Origin of the sequence: Streptomyces sp. NPDC048411 (genome assembly GCF_040704695.1) — a bacterium.
GTDB lineage: Bacteria > Actinomycetota > Actinomycetes > Streptomycetales > Streptomycetaceae > Streptomyces.
This window is the reverse complement of record NZ_JBEZKL010000023.1, coordinates 1-20,765: the sequence shown is the minus strand read 5'-3', so window position 1 is coordinate 20,765 and position 20,765 is coordinate 1. Positions and strand designations below refer to the sequence as shown.

At 69.9% G+C, this 20,765-nt stretch carries 20 protein-coding genes; 8 read left to right on the top strand and 12 right to left on the bottom strand.

The features are described 5' to 3' along the window. The first annotated feature begins 160 nt into the window (after positions 1-160). Positions 161-856 (top strand): LuxR C-terminal-related transcriptional regulator, encoded by a 696-nt coding sequence (locus tag AB0915_RS11470; protein WP_366690872.1) that lies wholly within the window; start codon positions 161-163, stop codon positions 854-856. Positions 857-888: 32 nt separating this feature from the next. Here AB0915_RS11470 and AB0915_RS11465 read toward each other — a convergent pair whose 3' ends face one another. Continuing rightward, entirely contained in the window at positions 889-1,185 is a 297-nt protein-coding gene (locus tag AB0915_RS11465; protein ID WP_366690917.1) for a hypothetical protein, read from the bottom strand. Between the two features lie 318 nt (positions 1,186-1,503). Here AB0915_RS11465 and galT point away from each other — a divergent pair, with 318 nt between their 5' ends. The 4 genes from galT (at position 1,504) to AB0915_RS11445 (ending at position 5,827) form a co-directional block, all read left to right on the top strand. Beyond that, positions 1,504-2,547 carry a galactose-1-phosphate uridylyltransferase gene (gene galT, locus AB0915_RS11460; protein ID WP_366690871.1) on the top strand — a complete coding sequence of 348 codons (1,044 nt, stop codon included), beginning with the start codon at positions 1,504-1,506 and terminating at the stop codon, positions 2,545-2,547. Further along, positions 2,544-3,524, top strand: a complete 981-nt coding sequence (gene galE, locus AB0915_RS11455) for a UDP-glucose 4-epimerase GalE (protein ID WP_366690870.1) — start codon at positions 2,544-2,546, stop codon at positions 3,522-3,524. The genes galT and galE overlap by 4 nt, the downstream gene beginning before the upstream one ends. Then, positions 3,521-4,684 carry a galactokinase gene (gene galK / locus AB0915_RS11450; protein ID WP_366690869.1) on the top strand — a complete coding sequence of 388 codons (1,164 nt, stop codon included), beginning with the start codon at positions 3,521-3,523 and terminating at the stop codon, positions 4,682-4,684. The genes galE and galK overlap by 4 nt, the downstream gene beginning before the upstream one ends. Positions 4,685-5,041: 357 nt before the next feature. Beyond that, positions 5,042-5,827 (top strand): response regulator transcription factor, encoded by a 786-nt coding sequence (locus AB0915_RS11445; protein ID WP_366690868.1) that lies wholly within the window; start codon positions 5,042-5,044, stop codon positions 5,825-5,827. On the opposite strand, the gene AB0915_RS11440 is transcribed toward AB0915_RS11445, so the two are convergent. Continuing rightward, complete coding sequence (locus AB0915_RS11440; protein WP_266984776.1) at positions 5,786-6,283, bottom strand: MarR family transcriptional regulator; 498 nt, start codon at positions 6,281-6,283, stop codon at positions 5,786-5,788. The two genes, AB0915_RS11445 and AB0915_RS11440, sit on opposite strands and share 42 nt — an antisense overlap. Positions 6,284-6,371: 88 nt before the next feature. On the opposite strand from AB0915_RS11440, the gene AB0915_RS11435 reads away from it, so the two are divergent. Both AB0915_RS11435 and AB0915_RS11430 read left to right on the top strand, forming a co-directional pair. Then, positions 6,372-7,169: a trans-aconitate 2-methyltransferase gene (locus AB0915_RS11435; RefSeq protein ID WP_366690867.1), complete on the top strand. Its 798-nt coding sequence runs from the start codon at positions 6,372-6,374 to the stop codon at positions 7,167-7,169. Continuing rightward, positions 7,169-7,534: a VOC family protein gene (locus AB0915_RS11430; RefSeq protein ID WP_366690866.1), complete on the top strand. Its 366-nt coding sequence runs from the start codon at positions 7,169-7,171 to the stop codon at positions 7,532-7,534. The genes AB0915_RS11435 and AB0915_RS11430 overlap by 1 nt, the downstream gene beginning before the upstream one ends. A 68-nt stretch (positions 7,535-7,602) precedes the next feature. Here AB0915_RS11430 and AB0915_RS11425 read toward each other — a convergent pair whose 3' ends face one another. The 4 genes from AB0915_RS11425 to AB0915_RS11410 all read right to left on the bottom strand — a co-directional run bounded on the left by AB0915_RS11425 (position 7,603) and on the right by AB0915_RS11410 (position 11,793). Next, positions 7,603-9,378, bottom strand: coding sequence for a VCBS repeat-containing protein (locus AB0915_RS11425; protein WP_366690865.1), 1,776 nt, complete (start codon positions 9,376-9,378; stop codon positions 7,603-7,605). Positions 9,379-9,602: 224 nt separating this feature from the next. Continuing rightward, positions 9,603-10,007, bottom strand: coding sequence for a hypothetical protein (locus tag AB0915_RS11420; RefSeq protein ID WP_366690864.1), 405 nt, complete (start codon positions 10,005-10,007; stop codon positions 9,603-9,605). Positions 10,008-10,111: 104 nt separating this feature from the next. Next, positions 10,112-10,798 carry a TetR/AcrR family transcriptional regulator gene (locus AB0915_RS11415; protein WP_366690863.1) on the bottom strand — a complete coding sequence of 229 codons (687 nt, stop codon included), beginning with the start codon at positions 10,796-10,798 and terminating at the stop codon, positions 10,112-10,114. Beyond that, positions 10,795-11,793, bottom strand: coding sequence for a fatty acid desaturase (locus AB0915_RS11410; protein WP_366690862.1), 999 nt, complete (start codon positions 11,791-11,793; stop codon positions 10,795-10,797). Before AB0915_RS11410 ends, AB0915_RS11415 begins: the two co-directional genes overlap by 4 nt. A gap of 314 nt (positions 11,794-12,107) precedes the next feature. On the opposite strand from AB0915_RS11410, the gene ppc reads away from it, so the two are divergent. Then, positions 12,108-14,837: a phosphoenolpyruvate carboxylase gene (ppc, locus tag AB0915_RS11405; RefSeq protein ID WP_366690861.1), complete on the top strand. Its 2,730-nt coding sequence runs from the start codon at positions 12,108-12,110 to the stop codon at positions 14,835-14,837. A 69-nt stretch (positions 14,838-14,906) separates the two neighbouring features. On the opposite strand, the gene AB0915_RS11400 is transcribed toward ppc, so the two are convergent. The 6 genes from AB0915_RS11400 to glmU form a co-directional block, all read right to left on the bottom strand. Next, positions 14,907-15,695, bottom strand: a complete 789-nt coding sequence (locus tag AB0915_RS11400) for an LPXTG cell wall anchor domain-containing protein (RefSeq protein WP_366690860.1) — start codon at positions 15,693-15,695, stop codon at positions 14,907-14,909. A gap of 271 nt (positions 15,696-15,966) precedes the next feature. Further along, complete coding sequence (locus AB0915_RS11395) at positions 15,967-16,437, bottom strand: hypothetical protein (RefSeq protein WP_366690859.1); 471 nt, start codon at positions 16,435-16,437, stop codon at positions 15,967-15,969. Positions 16,438-16,523: 86 nt separating this feature from the next. After that, a complete protein-coding gene (pth, locus tag AB0915_RS11390; RefSeq protein WP_358857553.1) occupies positions 16,524-17,117 on the bottom strand; it encodes an aminoacyl-tRNA hydrolase in 594 nt (197 codons plus the stop codon). A gap of 127 nt (positions 17,118-17,244) precedes the next feature. Further along, positions 17,245-17,829 (bottom strand): 50S ribosomal protein L25/general stress protein Ctc, encoded by a 585-nt coding sequence (locus AB0915_RS11385; RefSeq protein ID WP_366690858.1) that lies wholly within the window; start codon positions 17,827-17,829, stop codon positions 17,245-17,247. Between the two features lie 183 nt (positions 17,830-18,012). Next, positions 18,013-18,987 carry a ribose-phosphate diphosphokinase gene (locus AB0915_RS11380; protein ID WP_358857551.1) on the bottom strand — a complete coding sequence of 325 codons (975 nt, stop codon included), beginning with the start codon at positions 18,985-18,987 and terminating at the stop codon, positions 18,013-18,015. A gap of 120 nt (positions 18,988-19,107) precedes the next feature. After that, positions 19,108-20,541, bottom strand: a complete 1,434-nt coding sequence (glmU, locus tag AB0915_RS11375; RefSeq protein ID WP_366690857.1) for a bifunctional UDP-N-acetylglucosamine diphosphorylase/glucosamine-1-phosphate N-acetyltransferase GlmU — start codon at positions 20,539-20,541, stop codon at positions 19,108-19,110. Positions 20,542-20,765: the final 224 nt, after the last annotated feature.

Here is a 20,765-nt window from a genome sequence, read left to right as displayed (position 1 = left end):
CTCCTTCTGCCCGCTTGGCATCGGCCAAGTTCCCCTGAACGGCACATGATTGGGCATTCCGGGGGGCTTCTGCCTGGTAAGGGGCACACGAGGTCGAACAAGCGTGTAGCTTGCCGGGTCAAGAGGGCCGGGGGGCCTGGGTCCTGATAGGGGGTTCTCGATGGGCGTGCGGCTCATGGTGGTCGATGACCACCGACTGCTTGCCGAGGCGCTCGCCTCGGCGCTGAAATTGCGGGGCCACCGGGTGCTGGCGGCGGCCGCGCCGACCGCCGGCGCGGCGGACGTCGTGGTGAGCCGCGCCCCGGAGGTCTGCTTGTTCGGTACCGCGACGCCCGCCGACCCGGGCGCCTTCGACCCGATCGCCCGGATCAAACGGGAGCGCCCGCAGGTGGCGGTCGTGGTGCTCGGACCGGTGCCCAGCCCTCGCGGGATCGCGGCCGCTTTCGCCGCCGGCGCCACCGGATACGTCAGGCACGACGAGCGGATAGAGGGCGTCGAGCGGGCGATGGTCAAGGCGCGCGCCGGGGAGACGGCGGTCGCGCCGCAACTGCTCCAGGGCGCCTTCGCCGAGCTGCTCAACCCGGCCGTCCAGCCGGACGACGAAGGACAGCGGCTCCTGCAGATGCTCACCCCCCGCGAGATCGAGGTCCTGGTGCGGGTCGCGGAGGGCGAGGACACCCGGCTGATCGCGGTCGGGATGCGGATCGCGCCGAGCACCGCCCGTACACATGTGCAGCGGGTGCTGATGAAGCTGGGCGTCGGCTCCCGGCTGGAGGCCGCGGCGCTCGCGGCCCGCACCGGGCTGCTGGAACGGGCGGCGGTGGACACAGGGCAGAAGGGGCCGGACCCTGTGTGACATTCGGTCCCCGTGGGCAGTGCGCCGACTGCTCAGGAATCGGTGCCGGTGCCAGTGTCGGAGCCGCCCGGAGCCTCGGCCGGGCGCAGCTTCAGACGCACCGGGAAGAACAGCCCGAGGACCAGGGCCGGCCCTGTCCAGAGGTTGATGTGGACGCCCTCGGCCTTCTTCGGGTCGACGTCGGACGGGTTGATCCCGGTGATCGTGACGATCGCCCCGTAGACCACGAAGAGGTCGCCGACGATCCGCCGGATGTCGAAGAGGCGGGCCGCGGTCGCGGATGTGCGCTCCGGTTCGGAGACTTCCTTGTGCCGGTCGGAGAGGGTGATGCCTCCGATCGGACCTGGGGCAGGCAGCAGAGAGCGGCGGGGCGTCCTCGCCCCCGGTTGTGGGGAGCCGGAGGCCTTCGGCCAGGTATCGCATGTGGGGGTACTCGCTTCGTTGCACGAACTGAACCCGAAGCAACCACGTTATTGCGCAAATAAAGATTCTTCCTGGGGTTCCTTGTTCGATGGTGATCGAATGAGAGGAAAGATCCAGATTCAACGTGCGTGACCTCGCAAGAAGTGCAGGAGCGAGGGCGTCGCATCATTGACGCCCGTGTTGACTTGTGGTTTGTTGTGGTTGGTTATGTTTGGAGGAACCTGGTGAAGAAGACGGTTACCATGCTCGCCGACGGCCGGGAGCTGCTCTACTACGACAGTCGCGACGACGTGGTCCGGGGCGCTGTCGACCGGCGGCCGCTCGATGCCGTCTCGACCTCATCGGAAGTCCGCCGCGACCCCCTTCTCGGGGACAGCGTCGCCATCGCCTCGCACCGCCAGGGGCGCACGTACCACCCGCCGGCCGACGAGTGCCCGCTCTGCCCGTCCCGGGACGGCCGGCTCAGCGAGATCCCCGACGACAGTTACGACGTGGCCGTCTTCGAGAACCGCTTCCCCTCGCTCGCCGGGGACTCCGGCCGCTGCGAGGTCGTCTGCTTCACCTCCGACCACGAGGCGTCCTTCGCCGACCTCACCGAGGAGCAGGCCGGCCTGGTCCTGGAGGCATGGACCGACCGCACGGCCGAACTCGCCGAGCTTCCCCAGGTCAAGCAGGTGTTCTGCTTCGAGAACCGGGGCGCCGAGATCGGCGTGACGCTCGGTCATCCGCACGGGCAGATCTACGCGTACCCGTTCGTCACCCCGCGCACCGAGCTGATGCTCCGCTCGACGGAGGCGCACCGCGAGCGGACCGGCCGCAACCTCTTCGACGACGTCGTGGCCCGCGAGCTGGCCGACGGCGAGCGGATCGTGCTGACCGGTGAGCACTGGGTGGCGTTCGTGCCCTACGCGGCGCACTGGCCGTACGAGATCCACCTCCACCCGCGCCGGCGCGTCCCCGACCTGCGCGAACTCGACGATGCCGCGCGCACGGAGTTCGCACAGATCTATCTGGAGCTCTTGAGGCGATTCGACCGGATCTTCGGCCCCGGTGAGCCGCCGACGCCGTACATCTCGGCCTGGCACCAAGCGCCGTTCGGGGTGCCCGGGCGGGAGGAGTTCGGGCTGCACCTCGAGCTTTTCACCATCCGACGCACCTCCGGCAAACTGAAGTTTCTCGCGGGTTCCGAGTCCGGCATGAATGTGTTCATCAATGATGTGCCGCCGGAGGCCGCGGCACAGCGACTGCGAGAGGTAGCGAGCGAGTGAGCAAGCCCCAGAAGAAGTACCTGGTCACGGGTGGCGCGGGATATGTCGGCAGTGTGGTTGCCGCGCATCTTCTGGAGGCCGGTCACGCGGTGACCGTCCTCGACGACCTGTCGACCGGGTTCCGGGAGGGTGTCCCGGTCGGGGCCGAGTTCATCGAGGGCCGCATCCAGGACGCCGCCCGCTGGCTGGACTCCTCCTACGACGGGGTGCTGCACTTCGCCGCGTACTCCCAGGTCGGCGAGTCCGTCACCGACCCGGAGAAGTACTGGGTGAACAACGTCGGCGGATCCATCGCGCTGCTCGCCGCGATGCGCGACGCGGGGGTCCGCACCCTGGTCTTCTCCTCCACCGCCGCGACCTACGGCGAACCGGTCTCCAGCCTCATCACGGAGTCCGACCCGACCGCGCCCACCAGCCCGTACGGCGCCACGAAGCTGGCCGTCGACCACATGATCACCGGCGAGGCGGCCGCGCACGGACTGGCCGCGGTCTCGCTGCGGTACTTCAACGTGGCGGGTGCGTACGGCAGTTGCGGCGAACGCCACAGTCCGGAGTCGCACCTCATCCCGCTCGTGCTTCAGGTCGCGCTCGGGCAACGCGAGTCGATCTCCGTGTACGGCGACGACTACCCGACCCCCGACGGGTCCTGCGTACGCGACTACATCCACGTCGCCGATCTTGCCGAGGCCCACCTCCTCGCCCTGAACGCGGCCACCGCGGGCGAGCACCTGATCTGCAACCTCGGCAACGGAAACGGTTTCTCGGTGCGCGAGGTCATCGAGACCGTCCGCAAGGTCACCGGTCACCCGGTCCCCGAGATTGCGGCCCCGCGCCGCGCCGGCGACCCCGCCGTGCTGGTGGCCTCCGCCACCACCGCCAGGGAGCGGCTCGGCTGGCAGCCGTCCCGCGCCGACCTGGCCGGAATCGTCTCCGACGCCTGGACGTTCGCCCGCCGAGAGGAGCCCACCGCCCCATGACCGACAACGCAGAGCTGGTCACCGCTTTCACCGAGCTGTACGGCACCGCCCCCGAAGGAGTCTGGGCGGCCCCCGGCCGGGTCAACCTGATCGGCGAGTACACCGACTTCAACGACGGCTTCGTGATGCCGCTCGCGCTGCCGCACACCGCGCGCGCGGCCGTCGCCCGCCGCACCGACGGCGAGCTGCGGCTGCACTCCACCGACGTGCCAGGCGGTGTCGTCCAGCTGAGGGTCGACGAGCTGGTACCGCACGAGGGCCACGGCTGGGCGGCGTACCCGGCCGGTGTCGTCTGGGCCCTGCGCGAGGCGGGCCACCAGGTCACCGGCGCGGACATCCAGCTGACCTCGACCGTCCCGACCGGCGCCGGGCTCTCCTCGTCGGCCGCCCTCGAAGTGGTCACCGCGCTCGCGCTGAACGACCTCTTCGAACTCGGCCTGTCCGCTGCCGAGCTGGCGGTGCTGGCGCAGCGTGCCGAGAACGCGTTCGTCGGCGTGCCGTGCGGGGTCATGGACCAGATGGCGTCGGCGTGCTGCGTCGAGGGCCACGCCCTGCACCTCGACACCCGTGACCTCACCCAGCGCCAGGTCCCGTTCGACCTGGCCGCGCACGGTCTGCAGCTGCTGGTGGTCGACACCCGGGTCAAGCACGCGCTGGGCGACGGCGCGTACGCGGAGCGGCGGGCCGGCTGCGAGGCGGGCGCCCGGGCGCTGGGCATAGGGACGCTGCGCGATCTTCCGTACGAGGGTCTGGGTGCCGCGCTCGAGACGCTCGCCGCAGGCGCGGACGAGTCGGTCGTGCGGTACGTACGCCATGTGGTCAGCGACAACGCGCGGGTGGAGCAGGTCATCGCACTGCTCGACGCGGGCGAGGTGCGGGCCGCGGGACCGGTGCTCACCGCGGGTCATGTCTCGCTCCGCGACGATCTGCGGGTCTCCTGCCCGGAACTGGACCTGGTGGTCTCGACGGCGAACGCGTCCGGGGCGCTCGGTGCGCGGATGACCGGCGGCGGCTTCGGTGGTTCGGCGATCGTGCTGGTGGACGAGGCGGACGCGGACGCGGTCACCAAGTCGGTGCTGGAGGCATTCACCTCGGCCGGGTACGCGACGCCCGGCGTCTTCCCGGCGGTTCCGTCGGCAGGCGCCCGTCGCATCGGGTGAAGCGTATTGCTGTGGTGCAGCCGCTCACCCAGCAGAAGGCGACGATCTTTGTCTACTTCTGTCTCAAGACGAAACATGAACCACACCCTAAACACCGAGGTTCATCAGTTCTGTGAATTGCCTTCCGCTCCGGGCCTCCGGCCGTACGCTGATGCTCAGCACCGGTGGGGGCCGGTGCTAATTCAGGGGTACGAGACAGTCGGGCACGACGCCCTGGGGCGGGGTGGCAGTCGGCACACGGCGGCGGCCGTGGAACTGCGGTTCATCCTCATCGCTCCGGGCGTCGTGCCCGCACTGGTCCGTCCCGTTCGGGGGGTCCTGGGGTGGCCCCGGAACTGATGCAGTGTGGGGGTCCCTGTGGTTCGTATCCGGGTTCTCGTGGTGGACGACCACCGCATTTTCGCCGAGTCGCTCGCGGCGGCACTCGCGGCGGAACCGGACGTCGAGGTGGCGGCGGCGGGCAGCGGCCCGGCCGCGCTTCGGTGTCTGGAGCGGGCGGCCGCCGAAGGCCGTAGGTACGACGTGATACTCGTCGATGCCGAACTGGGCATCCTGGCGACGGCCAATGGACGCACCGTCCCCGGCCCGGTCCCGGTCCCCGCCCCGAGAAGTGGGGAACACGCCCCGGTCGACGGGATCTCGCTGGTCGCCGGGGTCCGCGCGGGCCAGCCGTCCGTGCGTACGGTGGTGCTCGCCGAGAAGGACGACCCGCGCCGGGCCGCGCTGGCGCTGCAGGCCGGGGCCTCCGGCTGGGTCGCCAAGGACTGCTCGCTGCAACGGCTGCTCACGGTCATCCGGGGGGTGCTCCGCGACGAAACGCATCTGCCTCCGGCGCTGCTCACCGGTGTCCTGCGCGAGCTGACGGCAGCCCGCAAGCACCGCACCGAGAGCGAGCAGCTGGTCGAGTCGCTGACCCCGCGTGAGCGCGAGGTGCTGCGCTGCATGGTGGCGGGGCTGGGCCGCAAGGCGGTGGCGGAGCGGCTGTACCTCTCCCCGCACACGGTCCGTACGCATATGCAGAACGTGCTGGGGAAGCTGGGCGTGCACTCGACACTGGCCGCGGTGGCGCTGGCCCGACGCGCCGGTGTCGGACCGGCCGAGCTATCCGGGGATGTTGTCGAACGGGGCGGTCAACTGGCGTAGCAGTCCGGCCAGTTCGCCGCGTTGGTGGCGGGAGAGCTCGCCGAGGATGGCGCGCTCCTGGGCGAGCAGTCCGGCCAGCGACTGGTCGGCCTTGTCGCGCCCCTCCGCGGTGAGCCGGACCAGCACGCCGCGCCGGTCGCTGGGGTCGGGGAGCCGTTCGACGAGGTTCTTCTTGGTCAGCCGGTCGATGCGGTTGGTCATCGTGCCCGAGGTGACCAGCGTCTGGGTGAGCAGCTGACCGGGGGAGAGCTGGTACGGGGCCCCGGCGCGGCGCAGCGACGTCAGTACGTCGAACTCCCACGGCTCGAGATTGTGCTCGGAGAAGGCGATCCGGCGGGCCCGGTCGAGGTGACGGGCCAGGCGTGAGACGCGGCTGAGCACCTCAAGCGGTTCCACGTCGAGGTCGGGGCGCTCGCGACGCCATGCAGCGACCAGCCGGTCAACCTCGTCCTCCATGTGGATCAGTGTAAAGGGTCTGTCGACATGAAGTCTCTTGAATCCGAGTGTCTTGACATCAAGATAACTTCCGCCGATCCTGGCTGCCATGACGACACCGGCCTGGGATCCGCAGCAGTACCTGCGCCACGCGGACCACCGCACCCGCCCGTTCCAGGATCTCCTGTCCCGCATCCCGGAGCCCCCGGCCGCCCCTGCGCCCCGCATCGCGGACCTGGGCTGCGGCGCGGGCAACGTCACGGCACTCCTCGCGGCCCGCTGGCCGGCGGCCCGGATCACCGGGTACGACAACTCCCCCCAGATGCTGGAACAGGCCCGCGCCCACGCCACACCCCTCCTGGACTTCGCCGAGGCCGACGCGACGACCTGGACGCCGGCGGCACCGTACGACCTGATCGTCTCCAATGCCCTGCTCCAGTGGGTCCCCGGCCACGCCCGCCGCTTCCCCGACTGGCTGAACGGCATCACCCCGGGCGGCACGTTCGCCTTCCAGGTCCCCGGCAACTTCGACCAGCCCACCCACACCCTGATGCGCGAACTGGCGGAGTCCCCGCGCTGGCGCTCCCGCCTGACCGGCGTCCTGCGCCACGCCGACGCGGTCCTCAGCCCCACCGCCTATCTGGACGCCCTGACGGCCCCCGGCATCACGGCGGACGTCTGGGAGACCACGTACCTGCACCTCCTCCAGGGTGAGGACGCCGCCCTCGACTGGGTGAAGGGCACGGGCCTGCGCCCCGTCCTGACGGCGCTCGCGGACGACCCGGAGGCGCACGAGGCGTTCCTCGCCGAATACCGGGACCTGCTGCGCACCGCGTACCCGAAGGGTCCGCACGGCACCGTCTTCCCGTTCCGCCGCATCTTCGCCGTCGCTCACAAGGAGAAGTGATGATCGCCGCAGTGGACCACGTCCAACTGGCCGCCCCGGCAGGCTCGGAGCCTGCCCTGCGCACGTACTACGTGGACGTCCTGGGAATGACCGAGCTTCCCAAGCCCCCGGTCCTGGCGGCCCGCGGGGGCTGCTGGTTCCAGGCGGGCCCGGTCCAGCTCCATCTGGGCATCGAGAAGGATTTCCGCCCGGCGAGGAAGGCCCATCCCGGTTTGCGCGTCACGGGCATCGAGGCGTACGCGTCCCGGCTGGAGGCCCATGGCGCGGAGGTCCGCTGGGACACCGGCCTGCCGGGCCACCGGCGCTTCTTCTCCCACGACCCGGTGGGCAACCGGCTGGAGTTCCTGGAGCCGGTGGGGGCCTGAACGCGCGAGGGCCCCGCCACCGGGTCTACCGGTGACAGGGCCCCGCTCATGCGATGGCGCGCCGCTGATCAGTTCAGGATGGAGTACGTCCCCCAGCCGCCACCGATCCTGACCGGGGCGGTGAACTGGCCGCTGCCGTTCGAGGTGTAGAGGTAGAGGCTGCCGTTGCGGTCGACACCGACGAGGTCGGCCTTGCCGTCCCCGTTGAGGTCGCCGGGCGTGGCCAGCTTCGCGTACGTGTTCCAGCCCTTGCCGACGGGGAACGGCGACAGGAACGGCCGGTGCACGTCGCCCGTACCCCGGTACATGTAGAGCGTGCCCGCGGCGTTGCGGGCCAAAATGTCGGCACGGCCGTCACCGGTGAAGTCACCGGAGCCGACGATCACGTTGTACGTGTTCCAGCCGCCGCCGACCTTGACCCGGGCACCGAAACCGCTGCCCGTGCCGTTGCCGGGGTGGACGTACAGGTAGCCGCTGGTGTCGCGGGTCAGCAGGTCACCCTTGCCGTCGCCGGTCAGGTCGCCGGGGCCGACCGTGATGTTGTAGCTGCCCCAGTTGCTGCTGATCTTGGGAACGGGGCCCGGCGCGTAGCTGTAGTTGTAGACCCCGCCGTCGAACACCTCCAGCAGATCGACCAGGGTGTTCTCGTTGAGCGAGGACGCGTGGAAGGGCTTGGCACCCTTCCAGCCGCCGTCGTCGCTCAACTTGTAGCGCGGGGTGAGGGTGCCGTTGTTCAGCGACCAGTAGGACCAGAGGGTGCCCTTGGTGTCGAGCCCGAGAAGGTCGTTCTTGCCGAAGTCCGGGTTGCCACCGGCGCCGGCGAGGAGCGACGCCACGTTCAGGCCGGTGCCGCTCGCGACGCGGGTCGCGAGTTCGCCGCCGTTGCCGGTGGCGAGATAGACGAAGACGTCACCGTTCACCGCGCGGGCGAGCAGGTCACCGCGGCCGTCACCGTTCAGGTCGTCGACGCCGATGACCTGGTTGTAGATCTTCCAGCCGTGACCGACCCGGACGCGTTCCGCGAACGGGGCCGCCTTGGAGCCGGTGCCCGCGTAGAAGTACAGGTCGCCGGAGACGGTCCGGCCGTAGAGATCGGCGATGCCGTCCCCGTTGACGTCGTTCGCCCCGATGAGCTGGTCGTACGTGCCCCAGCCCTTGCCGACCAGGACCCGCGCGGAGAACGGGGCGGTGGTCGTGTTGCCGGTGGCCGCGTACAGGTACAGCTCGCCCGCGGGCGTGCGGGCCAGCAGGTCGGACCGTCCGTCGCCGGTCAGGTCACCGGGGGAGAGGACCTTGTTGTAGATCTGCCAGCCCTTGCCGGTCCAGGCCGCGTTGCCGGTGCCCGCCGCCGACATGCCCGCCCGGAACGAGAGCGAGCCGTAGGGCGACAGGGTCAGGACGTCCGCGACCCCGTCACCCGTCTGGTCGCCGACCGGAATGATGTCCTTGTGCGCCGACGGAACCTTGCCGGGGATCTCGAATGCATACGCCTGATCGGCGGTGCTCGGCGAGATGAAGAGTTCGGCGTCGTACGTCCGGTAGATCAGGTCGGAGTAGCCGTCATCGTCGAAGTCCGCACGAGGCTTTGCCGCAACGACCGCGCCGCCCGCACCCTCCGCCGCTGCCGCCTTCTGCTTCTGGGTGGTGTGCTTCGGCAGGGTCAGGGTCGGCTGCAGTCCCGTCGAGGACGTGGGCCGCTCGGTCACGGTGCGGTGCGGTGCGGGAGCGTCATCGGCCGAAGCCGGGGCGGCCAGCAGCATGCCGGCCGAGAGAACAAGAGCGGTACAGGCCGCGATCCGGCGCGCGCGCTTCGGGCGCGCGGGGACGGACCGGGTGGGTTCCACAGAAGACAAAGCCCCCCCAGGGGTAAGTGGTGGAACAGGGTCGAACGAGTTCACGGATGTGTTACATGCGTAGTGAACTGTTCCCGGGATGTTCACAGACTCTATAGCTGTAACGCACAGGACTAAAGTGTTTAAGGATAATGAGTGGGGTTTTCTGCTGCTCGGAGCGGCAGGGCGGCAGTACAGAAGCCGCGGAGGCCGCAGCGGTGCGGCGTCACGGTGGGCTATGCGCCGCTCACGGCCTCGGTCACCAGCTCCAGATCCACCGGCATGACCGCGATCAGGACAGTCCCGTCCGATGACGCGCACTCCACGATCCGGGAACCCGGATTGATGACCAGGCCCTCACGTGTCGATACCGCGCGCACCGCGGTCCGGTGCAGATCCTCGGGGAGAACGACCGCCGACCTGCCGTAGGCGGGGCGCCAGGTCAGGGGCTTCGCGTTGATGAGCAGCTGCCCGGGGCGCCAGCGGTTGCCGTGGGACGCCCGCTTGATCATGCAAGGGATCCCGGTCGGTGCTCCGTCGGCCGCCCGGGCCCTCCTCCGCCGGTGTCTGCGGCGGATCAGCATGCCGACGAGAGAACCGACGACGCCGAGCACCACACAATCGATCACGAATTCGATCACACTTGTATTGAAACAGGTGGGGGACGCCGAGGGATGAGCTCGGGCCGGCCCCGCCGCCCGCCCGTCCGGCACCGGCGTACCGCGTGCGGCCGGCTCCTGTCGGGTCAGTTCTTCCGGTGCCCCATCAGGCGCGGCTTCGACTCCAGGTTCTCCAGGCCGTGCCAGGCCAGGTTCACCAGATGCGCCGCCACCTCCGCCTTCTTCGGCTTGCGGACGTTCAGCCACCACTGGCCCGTCAGCGCCACCATGCCGACCAGCGCCTGCGCGTACAGCGGGGCGAGCTTCGGGTCGAAGCCGCGGGCCTTGAACTCCAGTCCCAGGATGTCCTCGACCTGGGTGGCGATGTCGCTGATCAGGGAGGCGAACGTGCCGGTCGACTGGGCGACCGGGGAGTCGCGGACCAGGATGCGGAAGCCGTCCGTGTACATCTCGATGTAGTCGAGCAGCGCGAACGCCGCCTGTTCCAGGAGTTCGCGCGGGTGGCCGGCGGTCAGGGCGCTGGTGACCATGTCGAGGAGCTGGCGCATCTCGCGGTCGACCACGACGGCGTACAGGCCCTCCTTGCCGCCGAAGTGTTCGTAGACGACCGGCTTGGAGACGCCGGCGCGGGCCGCGATCTCCTCCACCGAGGTGCCCTCGAAACCCTTGTCGGCGAAGAGGGTGCGGCCGATGTCCAGCAACTGTTCGCGGCGTTCCTTGCCGGTCATCCTCACGCGGCGGGTACGCCGGGCGGAGGAGGGACGGTTCTTCTCGTTGCTCGTGCTGCCGTCGGTCGCCACGTCGTCAATCATGCCGCGTCGGCGTGCGCGGACTCGCGCCGGGAGTCGATCCGGCGGGACTCGATCCGGGCGGAGTCCGGCCAGCGCACGTCGTACGCCCAGCCGAGCTTCTCGAACCAGCGGATCAGCCGGGCACTGGAATCGATCTGGCCCCTCATCACCCCGTGCCGGGCGCTCGTCGGATCCGCGTGGTGCAGGTTGTGCCACGACTCGCCGCAGGAGAGGACCGCCAGCCACCACACATTCCCGGACCGGTCACGGGACTTGAACGGGCGCTTGCCGACCGCATGACAGATGGAGTTGATCGACCAGGTGACGTGGTGCAGAAGCGCCACCCGCACGAGAGAGCCCCAGAAGAACGCCGTCGCCGCTCCCCACCACGACATCGTCACCAGACCGCCGACCAGCGGCGGGATCGCCAGCGACACGATCGTGAGGGTGAGGAAGTGGCGGGAGATCCCGCGGATCGCGGGGTCCTTGATCAGGTCCGGGGCGTATTTCTGCTGCGGGGTCTGCTCCTCGTCGAACATCCAGCCGATGTGCGCCCACCACAGCCCCTTCATCAGGGCAGGGAGCGTCTCGCCGAACCGCCACGGCGAGTGCGGGTCGCCCTCGGCGTCGGAGAAGCGGTGGTGCTTGCGGTGGTCGGCCACCCAGCGCACCAGCGGGCCTTCCACGGCCAGCGATCCGGCAACGGCCAAGGCGATGCGGAGCGGGCGCTTCGCCTTGAAGGAGCCATGGGTGAAGTAGCGGTGGAAGCCGATCGTGATGCCGTGGCACCCGATGAAGTACATCGCGACCAGCAGACCGAGATCGAGCCAGCTCACACCGCGGCCCCAGGCCAGCGGCACCGCCGCGACCAGGGCCATGAACGGCACCACGATGAACAGCAGCAGGGCGATCTGTTCGATCGACCGCTTGTTGTCGCCGCCGAGCGTGGCGGAAGGGATTGCCGGACCGTCGGCCGCCGCCGGGGCGTCGTCGATCACATCGGGGCTGGTGTTCATGGGAAGTCCCCTGGAGGGTGAGGAGTACGAGGACAACTCTGGCTACGCATCCGTAACCTACGGTTTCGTAAGTATGGCAGCGCGGAGGCCCGCAGCACGAGAGCTGAGCCGACGGAGCTACCGCTCCACCGGGCCTACGAGGGCTGCGGGCAACGCCGACGGCACGGACACCTATCCTGGAAGCGTCGGACAGCGCGGTCCGCACTCTGCTTTCCGGGGCGGCGACAGCACCGCTGTGCCCGCGGTCCCCGGACCCCCTTGTGGGGAGACGCTTCGCGACGCACCTCCTCAATCACTGCAAGGAGCCGCACACAGTGAGCAGTGCCGACCAGACCCCCGCCGCCAGCCCCGAGCTGCGCGCCGACATCCGACGCCTCGGCGATCTGCTGGGCGAGACCCTCGTACGTCAGGAGAGCCAGGAACTCCTCGACCTCGTCGAGCGTGTCCGCGCCCTGACCCGTACCGACGGCGAGGCAGCCGCCGAACTCCTCGGCGAAACGGACCTGGAGACCGCCGCGCAGCTGGTGCGCGCCTTCTCCACCTACTTCCACCTCGCCAACGTCACCGAGCAGGTCCACCGCGCCCACGAGATGCGCGACCGGCGCGCCGCCGAGGGCGGTCTGCTGGCCCGTACCGCCGACCGGCTGAAGGACGCGGACCCCGAGCACCTGCGCGCGACCGTCAAGAACCTCAACGTACGGCCCGTCTTCACCGCGCACCCGACCGAGGCCGCGCGGCGCTCCGTGCTGAACAAGCTCCGCCGCATCGCCGAGCTGCTGGATACCCCCGTCATCGAGGCCGACCGGCGCCGCCACGACCTGCGGCTCGCCGAGAACATCGACCTCATCTGGCAGACCGACGAGCTGCGCGTCGTCCGCCCGGAGCCGGCCGACGAGGCCCGTAACGCCATCTACTACCTCGACGAGCTGCACGCCAACGCCGTCGGGGACGTACTCGAGGACCTCGCCGCCGAGCTGGAGCGGGTCGGCGTCGAACTTCCCGCGGGCACCCGCCCGCTGACCTTCGGCACCTGGATCGGCGGCGACCGCGACGGCAACCCCAACGTGACGCCCGCCGTCACCTGGGACGTGCTGATCCTGCAGCACGAGCACGGCATCACCGACGCGCTGGAGCTCATCGACAATCTGCGCGGACTGCTCTCCAACTCCATCCGCTACACGGGCGCCACCGACGAGCTGCTCACCTCCCTCCAGGCCGACCTGGAGCGGCTCCCCGAGATCAGCCCGCGCTACAAGCGACTGAACTCCGAGGAGCCGTACCGCCTCAAGGCCACCTGCATCCGGCAGAAGCTCCTCAACACCCGCGAGCGGCTGGCCAAGGGCACCCCGCACCGCCCCGGCTGCGACTACCTCGGCACCGCCGAGCTCATCGAGGACCTGGTGCTCATCCAGACCTCGCTGCGCGAGCACCGCGGCGGTCTCTTCGCCGACGGCCGGATGAACCGCACGATCCGCACGCTCTCCGCGTTCGGTCTGCAGCTCGCCACCATGGACGTACGTGAGCACGCGGACGCCCACCATCACGCCCTCGGCCAGCTCTTCGACCGGCTCGGCGAGGAGTCCTGGCGGTACGCCGACATGCCGCGCGACTACCGGCAGAAGCTGCTCGCCAAGGAGCTCCGCTCGCGCCGCCCGCTCGCCCCGACCCCGGCCCCGCTGGACGCCGCGGGCGCGAAGACCCTCGGTGTCTTCCTCACCGTCAAGGAGGCGTTCGAGCGGTTCGGCCCCGAGGTCATCGAGTCGTACATCATCTCGATGTGCCAGGGCGCCGACGACGTCTTCGCCGCCGCCGTCCTCGCCCGCGAGGCCGGTCTGATCGATCTGCACAGCGGCTGGGCCAAGATCGGCATCGTGCCGCTCCTGGAGACCACCGACGAGCTGCGCGCCGCCGATGTGATCCTCGACGAGATGCTCGCCGACCCCTCGTACCGACGGCTCGTCTCGCTCCGTGGCGACGTCCAGGAGGTCATGCTCGGGTACTCCGACTCCTCCAAGTTCGGCGGCATCACCACCTCGCAGTGGGAGATCCACCGGGCGCAGCGCCGGCTGCGTGACGTCGCGCACCGCTACGGCGTTCGGCTGCGGCTCTTCCACGGCCGCGGCGGCACCGTCGGCCGTGGTGGCGGCCCCTCGCACGACGCGATCCTCGCGCAGCCGTGGGGCACGCTGGAGGGCGAGATCAAGGTGACCGAGCAGGGCGAGGTCATCTCCGACAAGTACCTCATCCCGGCGCTCGCCCGGGAGAACCTGGAGCTGACCGTCGCGGCCACCCTCCAGGCCTCCGCGCTGCACACCGCGCCCCGCCAGTCCGACGAGGCCCTGGCCCGCTGGGACGCGGCGATGGACACCGTCTCCGACGCCGCGCACGACGCCTATCGCAAGCTGGTCGAGGACCCGGACCTGCCGGCGTACTTCTTCGCGTCCACCCCGGTCGACCAGCTCGCCGAGCTGCACCTGGGTTCCCGCCCGTCGCGGCGCCCGGACTCCGGCGCCGGTCTCGACGGCCTGCGGGCCATCCCGTGGGTCTTCGGCTGGACCCAGTCGCGGCAGATCGTGCCGGGCTGGTACGGCGTCGGCTCGGGGCTCAAGGCACTGCGCGAGGCCGGTCTGGACAGCGTTCTGGACGAGATGCACGAGCACTGGCACTTCTTCCGGAACTTCATCTCGAACGTGGAGATGACGCTCGCCAAGACCGACCTGCGGATCGCCCGCCACTATGTCGACACGCTCGTCCCCGACGAGCTGAAGCACGTCTTCGCCGACATCGAGGCCGAGCATGCGCTCACGGTGGAGGAAGTCCTGAAGGTCACCGGCGGGACCGAGCTGCTCGGCACCAGCCCCGTGCTCCAGCAGACGTTCGCCATCCGGGACGCCTACCTGGACCCGATCTCGTACCTCCAGGTCTCGCTGCTGGCCCGCCAGCGCCGTGCCGCCGAGCGCGGCGAGGAAGCCGACCCGCTGCTCGCCCGGGCCCTGCTGCTCACGGTGAACGGTGTCGCCGCGGGTCTGCGCAACACCGGCTGACCCTCTCACCCGCAGTACGACAGTGCCCCCACCGGACGTATCCGGTGGGGGCACTCCGCTGCGCGGACGTCAGTGCTGCTGGGCCTTGCGGCGGCGCATCACCAGGAAGCCGCCGGCCGCGGCGAGCGCCGCGGCGACCGCCGCCATCGTGCCGACCGGGGCACTGCTTCCGGTCTCGGCGAGGTTGCCGGACGCGCCGCCCTGGGTGGCCGGGGCACCGGCCGGGGTGCTTTCCGAGGGGGACGGGGCGCCGGACGGCTGCTCGCCGCCGGGAGCGGACGGGCTGGTGGACGGCGTGGCCGAGGGCTTCTCGCCGGGCTTCGTGGGCTCTTCGCCGGGCTTGGTGGGTTCCTCGCCGGGCTTCGTGGGCTCTTCGCCGGGCTTGGTGGGTTCCTCGCCGGGCTTCGTGGGTTCTTCGCCGGGCTTGGTGGGTTCCTCACCGGGCTTGCCCGGCTCGCAGTCGGTCTTGAAGACCTTGTGCTTGGCCTTGCCGTTCTCGCCCTCGAAGTTCCAGAACAGCTTGTACTGGCCGTCGGGCAGGGTCATGTCGGAGGTACGGCCGTGGCCGGAACCATCGAGCGCGAAGGCGCCCGTCTTGACCGTTTCGCCCTTGTCCAGGTCATTGTTGGCCCAGGCCTCGATGTGCCACTGGACCTTCTGGGCGGCGTCGAAGCCGAAGGCGTCGAGGTAGAAGGAGCAGACCTTCGGCTCGTTCCTGCGAAGCTCCTCGCCGGTCTTGGCGTCGTGGATCTTCACCGTGCCGTTGTCGCCCTTGGGCGTCGCGAGGGCAGAAGGTGCCAGCAGCATCGAGGCGGTCACCGCGGTGACCAGAGCGCCGGCGGGAATGAGTATGCGCATATGGGCAGTCCAACGTAGAGGATGAGGGATGCCGTGGGGGGGATCGGCCAAGCCTCGTAGGGATGCCGTGGGGGGATCGGCCCAGCCTCGTGTGGTTGCTTCCGCCGGTCAAGTTTGATGTGTCCGCATCCGTCCCCCTGTGTAGCGCTCTGCCTCAATGGTTCCGGGTAACGATCGGGCGAATGTGCGACTCCGGTACGGGAGTCCACGCCTCGGGGCGTCCCGGGGAAGGGCTCGGAGCGCGCGGCCCGGGAGCCGCTCAGGGTGAGGCTCAGAGCGCGATGAACGTCGCCACCAGCAGGGCCGCGCCCGCGATCCCGGTTCCCCACGCGGTCCGGGTGAGCCGCAGGCCGCCGCCGATGATCAGGGCGGCGAGCAGCAGTGCGCCGCCGAGCGGCACCCAGGAGTGCAGGAAGCCCGGCACCCCGGTGCGTACGACCTCGTCGGTGCCGGGCTTCACGACGACCGGGAACCTGCCGCCCTTCTGTACCGCGACGGACCGCTCGACCGTCACACGCGAGCGCGCGGTGGCGTGCTCGGCGGGGGCGAAAGGTCCCGTGCAGACGTCGGCGCCGCAGCCGGTGACGGTCATCGTGCCGTGCTCACGGCCCTTGGCGAGGACGATGTGCTGCGCCGAGGACCAGGACGACAGGACGCCCGCGACGAGCAACAGCAGGACGACGCAGCCCAGGGCGGCGCTGCGGCCGTAGAACAGTGCGCGGTGGGAGGTGCTCCGCTTCATGGGGAGCGATCCTTGGGCAGACGAACGCTTTCGGTCAACTTCACGTCCGACCAATGTCGGAAATGGTCCAGGATCGCCCTGCTATCTCATGAGTTGTACGCGCTCTGTGCGCGCTCAAGACCCTCCGCGAGCAGGCACTCCACCGAGTCCGCCGCCCGGTCCACGAAATAGCCGAGCTCCTTGCGCTCGGTGGACGAGAAGTCCTTCAGGACGAAGTCGGCGACCTGCATCCGGCCCGGCGGGCGGCCGATCCCGAACCGGATCCGGTGGTAGTCGGACCCCATCGACTTGGTCATCGACTTGAGCCCGTTGTGCCCGTTGTCGCCGCCGCCCAGCTTCAGCCGGAGCGTCCCGTAGTCGATGTCCAGCTCGTCGTGGATCGCCACGATGTGATCGGTCGGCACCTTGTAGAAGTCGCGGAGCGCGGTGACGGGGCCGCCGGAGAGGTTCATGTACGACATCGGCTTGGCCAGGATCACGCGGCGGTTGGCCGGTCCGGGCGGGCCCATGCGGCCTTCGACGACTTGCGCCTGCGCCTTCTGGGCCCGCTTGAACTTCCCGCCGATCCGCTCGGCGAGGAGGTCGGCGACCATGAAGCCGACGTTGTGCCGCTGCGCCGCGTGCTCGGGGCCGGGGTTGCCGAGGCCCACGATGAGCCAGGGTTCGGTGGCGTCGGACATCTGCGCTCGGTCTCCTTCGCGTACGGATGGTTCCGGATGGCCCGGATACAGGCGGACGGGGCGGCGGCTCCCTGGGGAAGGAACCGCCGCCCCGTCAGTGAAGCAGGTGAAGCGGGAAGAACGAGGCTCAGGCCTCCGCGCCCTCGGCCTCGGCCTCGGCGGTCGGCTCCTCGGCCTGCGCGGTGACGACCTGCAGCACGACGGCGTCCTCGTCGCCGGCCAGCACGGAGCCGGCGGGCAGCGGGATGTCCTTGGCGACGATGGAGTCACCGGCGTCGAGGCCCGCGATGGAGACCGTGACGGACTCGGGGATGTGGGTGGCCTCGGCCTCGACGAGCAGGGTGCTCTGCACGTACTCGAGGAGGTTGCCGCCCGGGGCCAGCTCGCCGTCGACGTGCACGGCGACCTCGACGTTGACCTTCTCGCCGCGCTTGACGGTCAGCAGGTCGACGTGCTCGATGTCGCCCTTGAGCGGGTTGCGCTGCACGGCCTTCGGGATGACCAGCGTGTCCTTGCCGTCGAGCTCGAGGCCGATCAGGACGTTGGCGGTGCGGAGCGCAAGGAGCAGCTCGTGGGCCGGGAGGGTGACGTGGACCGGCTCGGCACCGTGGCCGTAGACGACCGCGGGGACCTGGTTGTCACGACGGGCGCGGCGGGCGGCGCCCTTGCCGAACTCGGTACGGGGCTGGGCGGCGAGCTTGATCTCGGCCATGACTGCACTCCTCGTGGGGTGACGAAAACTGGATGGTCACCCGGCCCACGACAGGCCTGCTACGAAGAGCGCGTCGATAACGGACCACCGTACCCATGAGTACGGCCTCCCTCGCCGAGCAACTCGCTGAGTCTACCCGGCGGGGAGGCCGCACCCAAAGTGGATCTTCTGGGTCAGGTGTTTCTACTGCTCCTCGAAGAGGCTCGTGACCGAGCCGTCCTCGAAGACCTCGCGCACCGCGCGCGCGATCGTCGGCGCGATCGAGAGCACCGTGATCTTGTCGAGCTCCAGCTCACCCGGGGTCGGCAGGGTGTCCGTGAAGACGAACTCGCTGACCTTGGAGTTCTTCAGCCGGTCCGCGGCCGGGCCGGAGAGCACGCCGTGCGTCGCCGTCACTATGACGTCCTCGGCGCCGTGCGCGAACAGGGCGTCGGCGGCAGCGCAGATGGTGCCACCGGTGTCGATCATGTCGTCGACCAGGACGCAGACCCGGCCCTTGACGTTGCCGACGACCTCGTGGACGGTCACCTGGTTGGCGACGTCCTTGTCGCGGCGCTTGTGGACGATCGCCAGCGGGGCGTCCAGGCGGTCGCACCAGCGGTCGGCGACGCGCACGCGGCCGGCGTCCGGGGAGACGATCGTCAGCTTCGAGCGGTCGACCTTGGCGCCGACGTAGTCGGCGAGGATCGGCAGCGCGAAGAGGTGGTCGACCGGGCCGTCGAAGAAGCCCTGGATCTGGTCGGTGTGCAGGTCGACCGTGAGGATGCGGTCGGCACCCGCGGTCTTCATCAGGTCGGCGACCATGCGGGCCGAGATCGGCTCGCGGCCACGGTGCTTCTTGTCCTGGCGGGCGTAGCCGTAGAACGGCACGATCACCGTGATGGAGCGGGCCGACGCGCGCTTCAGCGCGTCCAGCATGATCAGCTGCTCCATGATCCACTTGTTGATCGGAGCCGTGTGGCTCTGGATCAGGAAGCAGTCGGCGCCGCGCGCGGACTCCTGGAAGCGGACGTAGATCTCACCGTTGGCGAAATCGAAGGCCTTCGTCGGCACGAGGCCGACACCCAGTTGGTGCGCGACCTCCTCGGCCAGCTCGGGGTGGGCGCGGCCGGAGAAGAGCATCAGTTTCTTCTCGCCGGTCGTCTTGATCCCGGTCACAGCACAGTCTCCTCAGACGTGTTCCTGGCGCCGCACGCATGTGTCCCGATGTGCAACGAGCCAGCCGAAATGGGGTGAGCATCTATCACGGTACGCCGTGCGCGGCGTACCCGTTTCCGGTCAGCTTTCGCTGTCGGTCTCCTCCGCGGCGGCCTGAGCCGCCTGCGCGGCGGCGCTGCCCGGACGCTTACGGGCCACCCAACCCTCGATATTCCTTTGCTGGCCGCGGGCGACGGCCAGCGAACCGGCCGGTACGTCCTTCGTGATGACCGAGCCCGCGGCGGTGTAGACGCCGTCCCCGACCGTGACAGGAGCCACAAACATATTGTCCGACCCGGTGCGGCAGTGTGACCCGATCGTCGTGTGGTGCTTCGACACCCCGTCGTAGTTCACGAAGACGCTCGCGGCGCCGATGTTGGTGTGGTCGCCGATGGTCGCGTCGCCGACATAGCTCAGGTGCGGCACCTTCGTGCCCTCGCCGATCGTGGCGTTCTTCATCTCCACGTACGTACCGGCCTTGGCCTTCGGGCCGAGCGTGGTGCCGGGGCGCAGATACGCGTACGGGCCGACCGTCGCGCCCGGGCCGATCTCCGCCCCGACCGCGACCGTGTTGTCCACGCGGGCGCCCGCGTGGACGGCGGTGTCCGTCAGCCGGCTGTTCGGGCCGACCTCGGCGTCCTCGGCGAGGTGTGTGGTGCCGAGCAACTGGGTGCCGGGGTGCACGATCGCGTCCTGCTCGTACGTCACCGTGGCGTCGATCAGCGTCGTCGCCGGGTCCACGACGGTCACGCCGGCGAGCATCGCCCGCTCCAGCAGCCGCTCGTTCAGCAGGGTGCGGGCCTGGGCGAGCTGGACGCGGTTGTTGATCCCGAGGATCTCGCGGTGGTCGGCAGCGACGGAGGCGCCGACGCGGTGCCCGGCCTCACGCAGGATGGACAGCACGTCGGTGAGGTACTCCTCGCCCTGGCTGTTGTCGGAGCGGACCTTGCCGAGGGCGTCCGTGAGCAGCCGTCCGTCGAACGCGAAGACTCCGGAATTGATCTCGCGGATGGCGCGTTGCGCGTCGGTGGCGTCCTTGTGCTCGACGATCTCGGTGACCGCGCCGCTTGCGGCGTCGCGGACGATCCTGCCGTAGCCGGTGGCGTCCGGGACCTCGGCGGTCAGCACGGTGACGGCGTTCGCGTCGGCGGTGTGGACGGCGGCGAGCGCGGTGAGCGTCGCGCCGGAGAGCAGCGGGGTGTCGCCGCAGACGACGATCACCGTGCCCTCGACGGTGCCGCCGAGTTCTTCGAGCGCGGTGCGCACGGCGTGGCCGGTCCCGCCCTGGACAGCCTGGTAGGCGGTCCGCACCTGGCTGTCGACGGTGGCGAGGTGTGCGGTGACCTGCTCGCTCGCGTGGCCGACGACCACGACGAGGTGCTCGGGGTTCAGCTCGCGTGCGGCGGTGACGACATGCCCGACGAGTGAGCGCCCGGAGATCTCGTGCAGAACCTTCGGGGTCTTCGACTTCATGCGGGTGCCCTCACCCGCTGCGAGGACGATGACGGCTGCCACGGGGGCCTCCCCTGATCGAGCGGCGCCGGGGACCTGAGGAGGTCCGGCGCACACGGATGTGCCCTTCGGCTTCGGATGGTGGACATCCGCAGGATACCGGGGGAGCTACGGGCCGGAACGGGCGCGGGCGCCCGCCCGGCGGGGGGGGGGGCGCCCCGGGCGGGGGCCCCCGCCCCGGTAGGAACCCCCCCAAATTCACCAAAAACACCCCAGGGGGCGGTTAA

Excerpts from the sequence above, each read along its gene's own strand:
- AB0915_RS11470 (WP_366690872.1), top strand. The coding sequence starts at position 161 with ATGGGCGTGCGGCTCATGGTGGTCGATGACCACCGACTGCTTGCCGAG.
- galK (WP_366690869.1), top strand. The coding sequence starts at position 3,521 with ATGACCGACAACGCAGAGCTGGTCACCGCTTTCACCGAGCTGTACGGC.
- AB0915_RS11440 (WP_266984776.1), bottom strand. The coding sequence starts at position 6,283 with ATGGAGGACGAGGTTGACCGGCTGGTCGCTGCATGGCGTCGCGAGCGC.
- AB0915_RS11435 (WP_366690867.1), top strand. The coding sequence starts at position 6,372 with ATGACGACACCGGCCTGGGATCCGCAGCAGTACCTGCGCCACGCGGAC.
- AB0915_RS11430 (WP_366690866.1), top strand. The coding sequence starts at position 7,169 with ATGATCGCCGCAGTGGACCACGTCCAACTGGCCGCCCCGGCAGGCTCG.
- AB0915_RS11415 (WP_366690863.1), bottom strand. The coding sequence starts at position 10,798 with ATGATTGACGACGTGGCGACCGACGGCAGCACGAGCAACGAGAAGAAC.
- AB0915_RS11410 (WP_366690862.1), bottom strand. The coding sequence starts at position 11,793 with ATGAACACCAGCCCCGATGTGATCGACGACGCCCCGGCGGCGGCCGAC.
- AB0915_RS11400 (WP_366690860.1), bottom strand. The coding sequence starts at position 15,695 with ATGCGCATACTCATTCCCGCCGGCGCTCTGGTCACCGCGGTGACCGCC.
- AB0915_RS11395 (WP_366690859.1), bottom strand. The coding sequence starts at position 16,437 with ATGAAGCGGAGCACCTCCCACCGCGCACTGTTCTACGGCCGCAGCGCC.
- pth (WP_358857553.1), bottom strand. The coding sequence starts at position 17,117 with ATGTCCGACGCCACCGAACCCTGGCTCATCGTGGGCCTCGGCAACCCC.
- AB0915_RS11385 (WP_366690858.1), bottom strand. The coding sequence starts at position 17,829 with ATGGCCGAGATCAAGCTCGCCGCCCAGCCCCGTACCGAGTTCGGCAAG.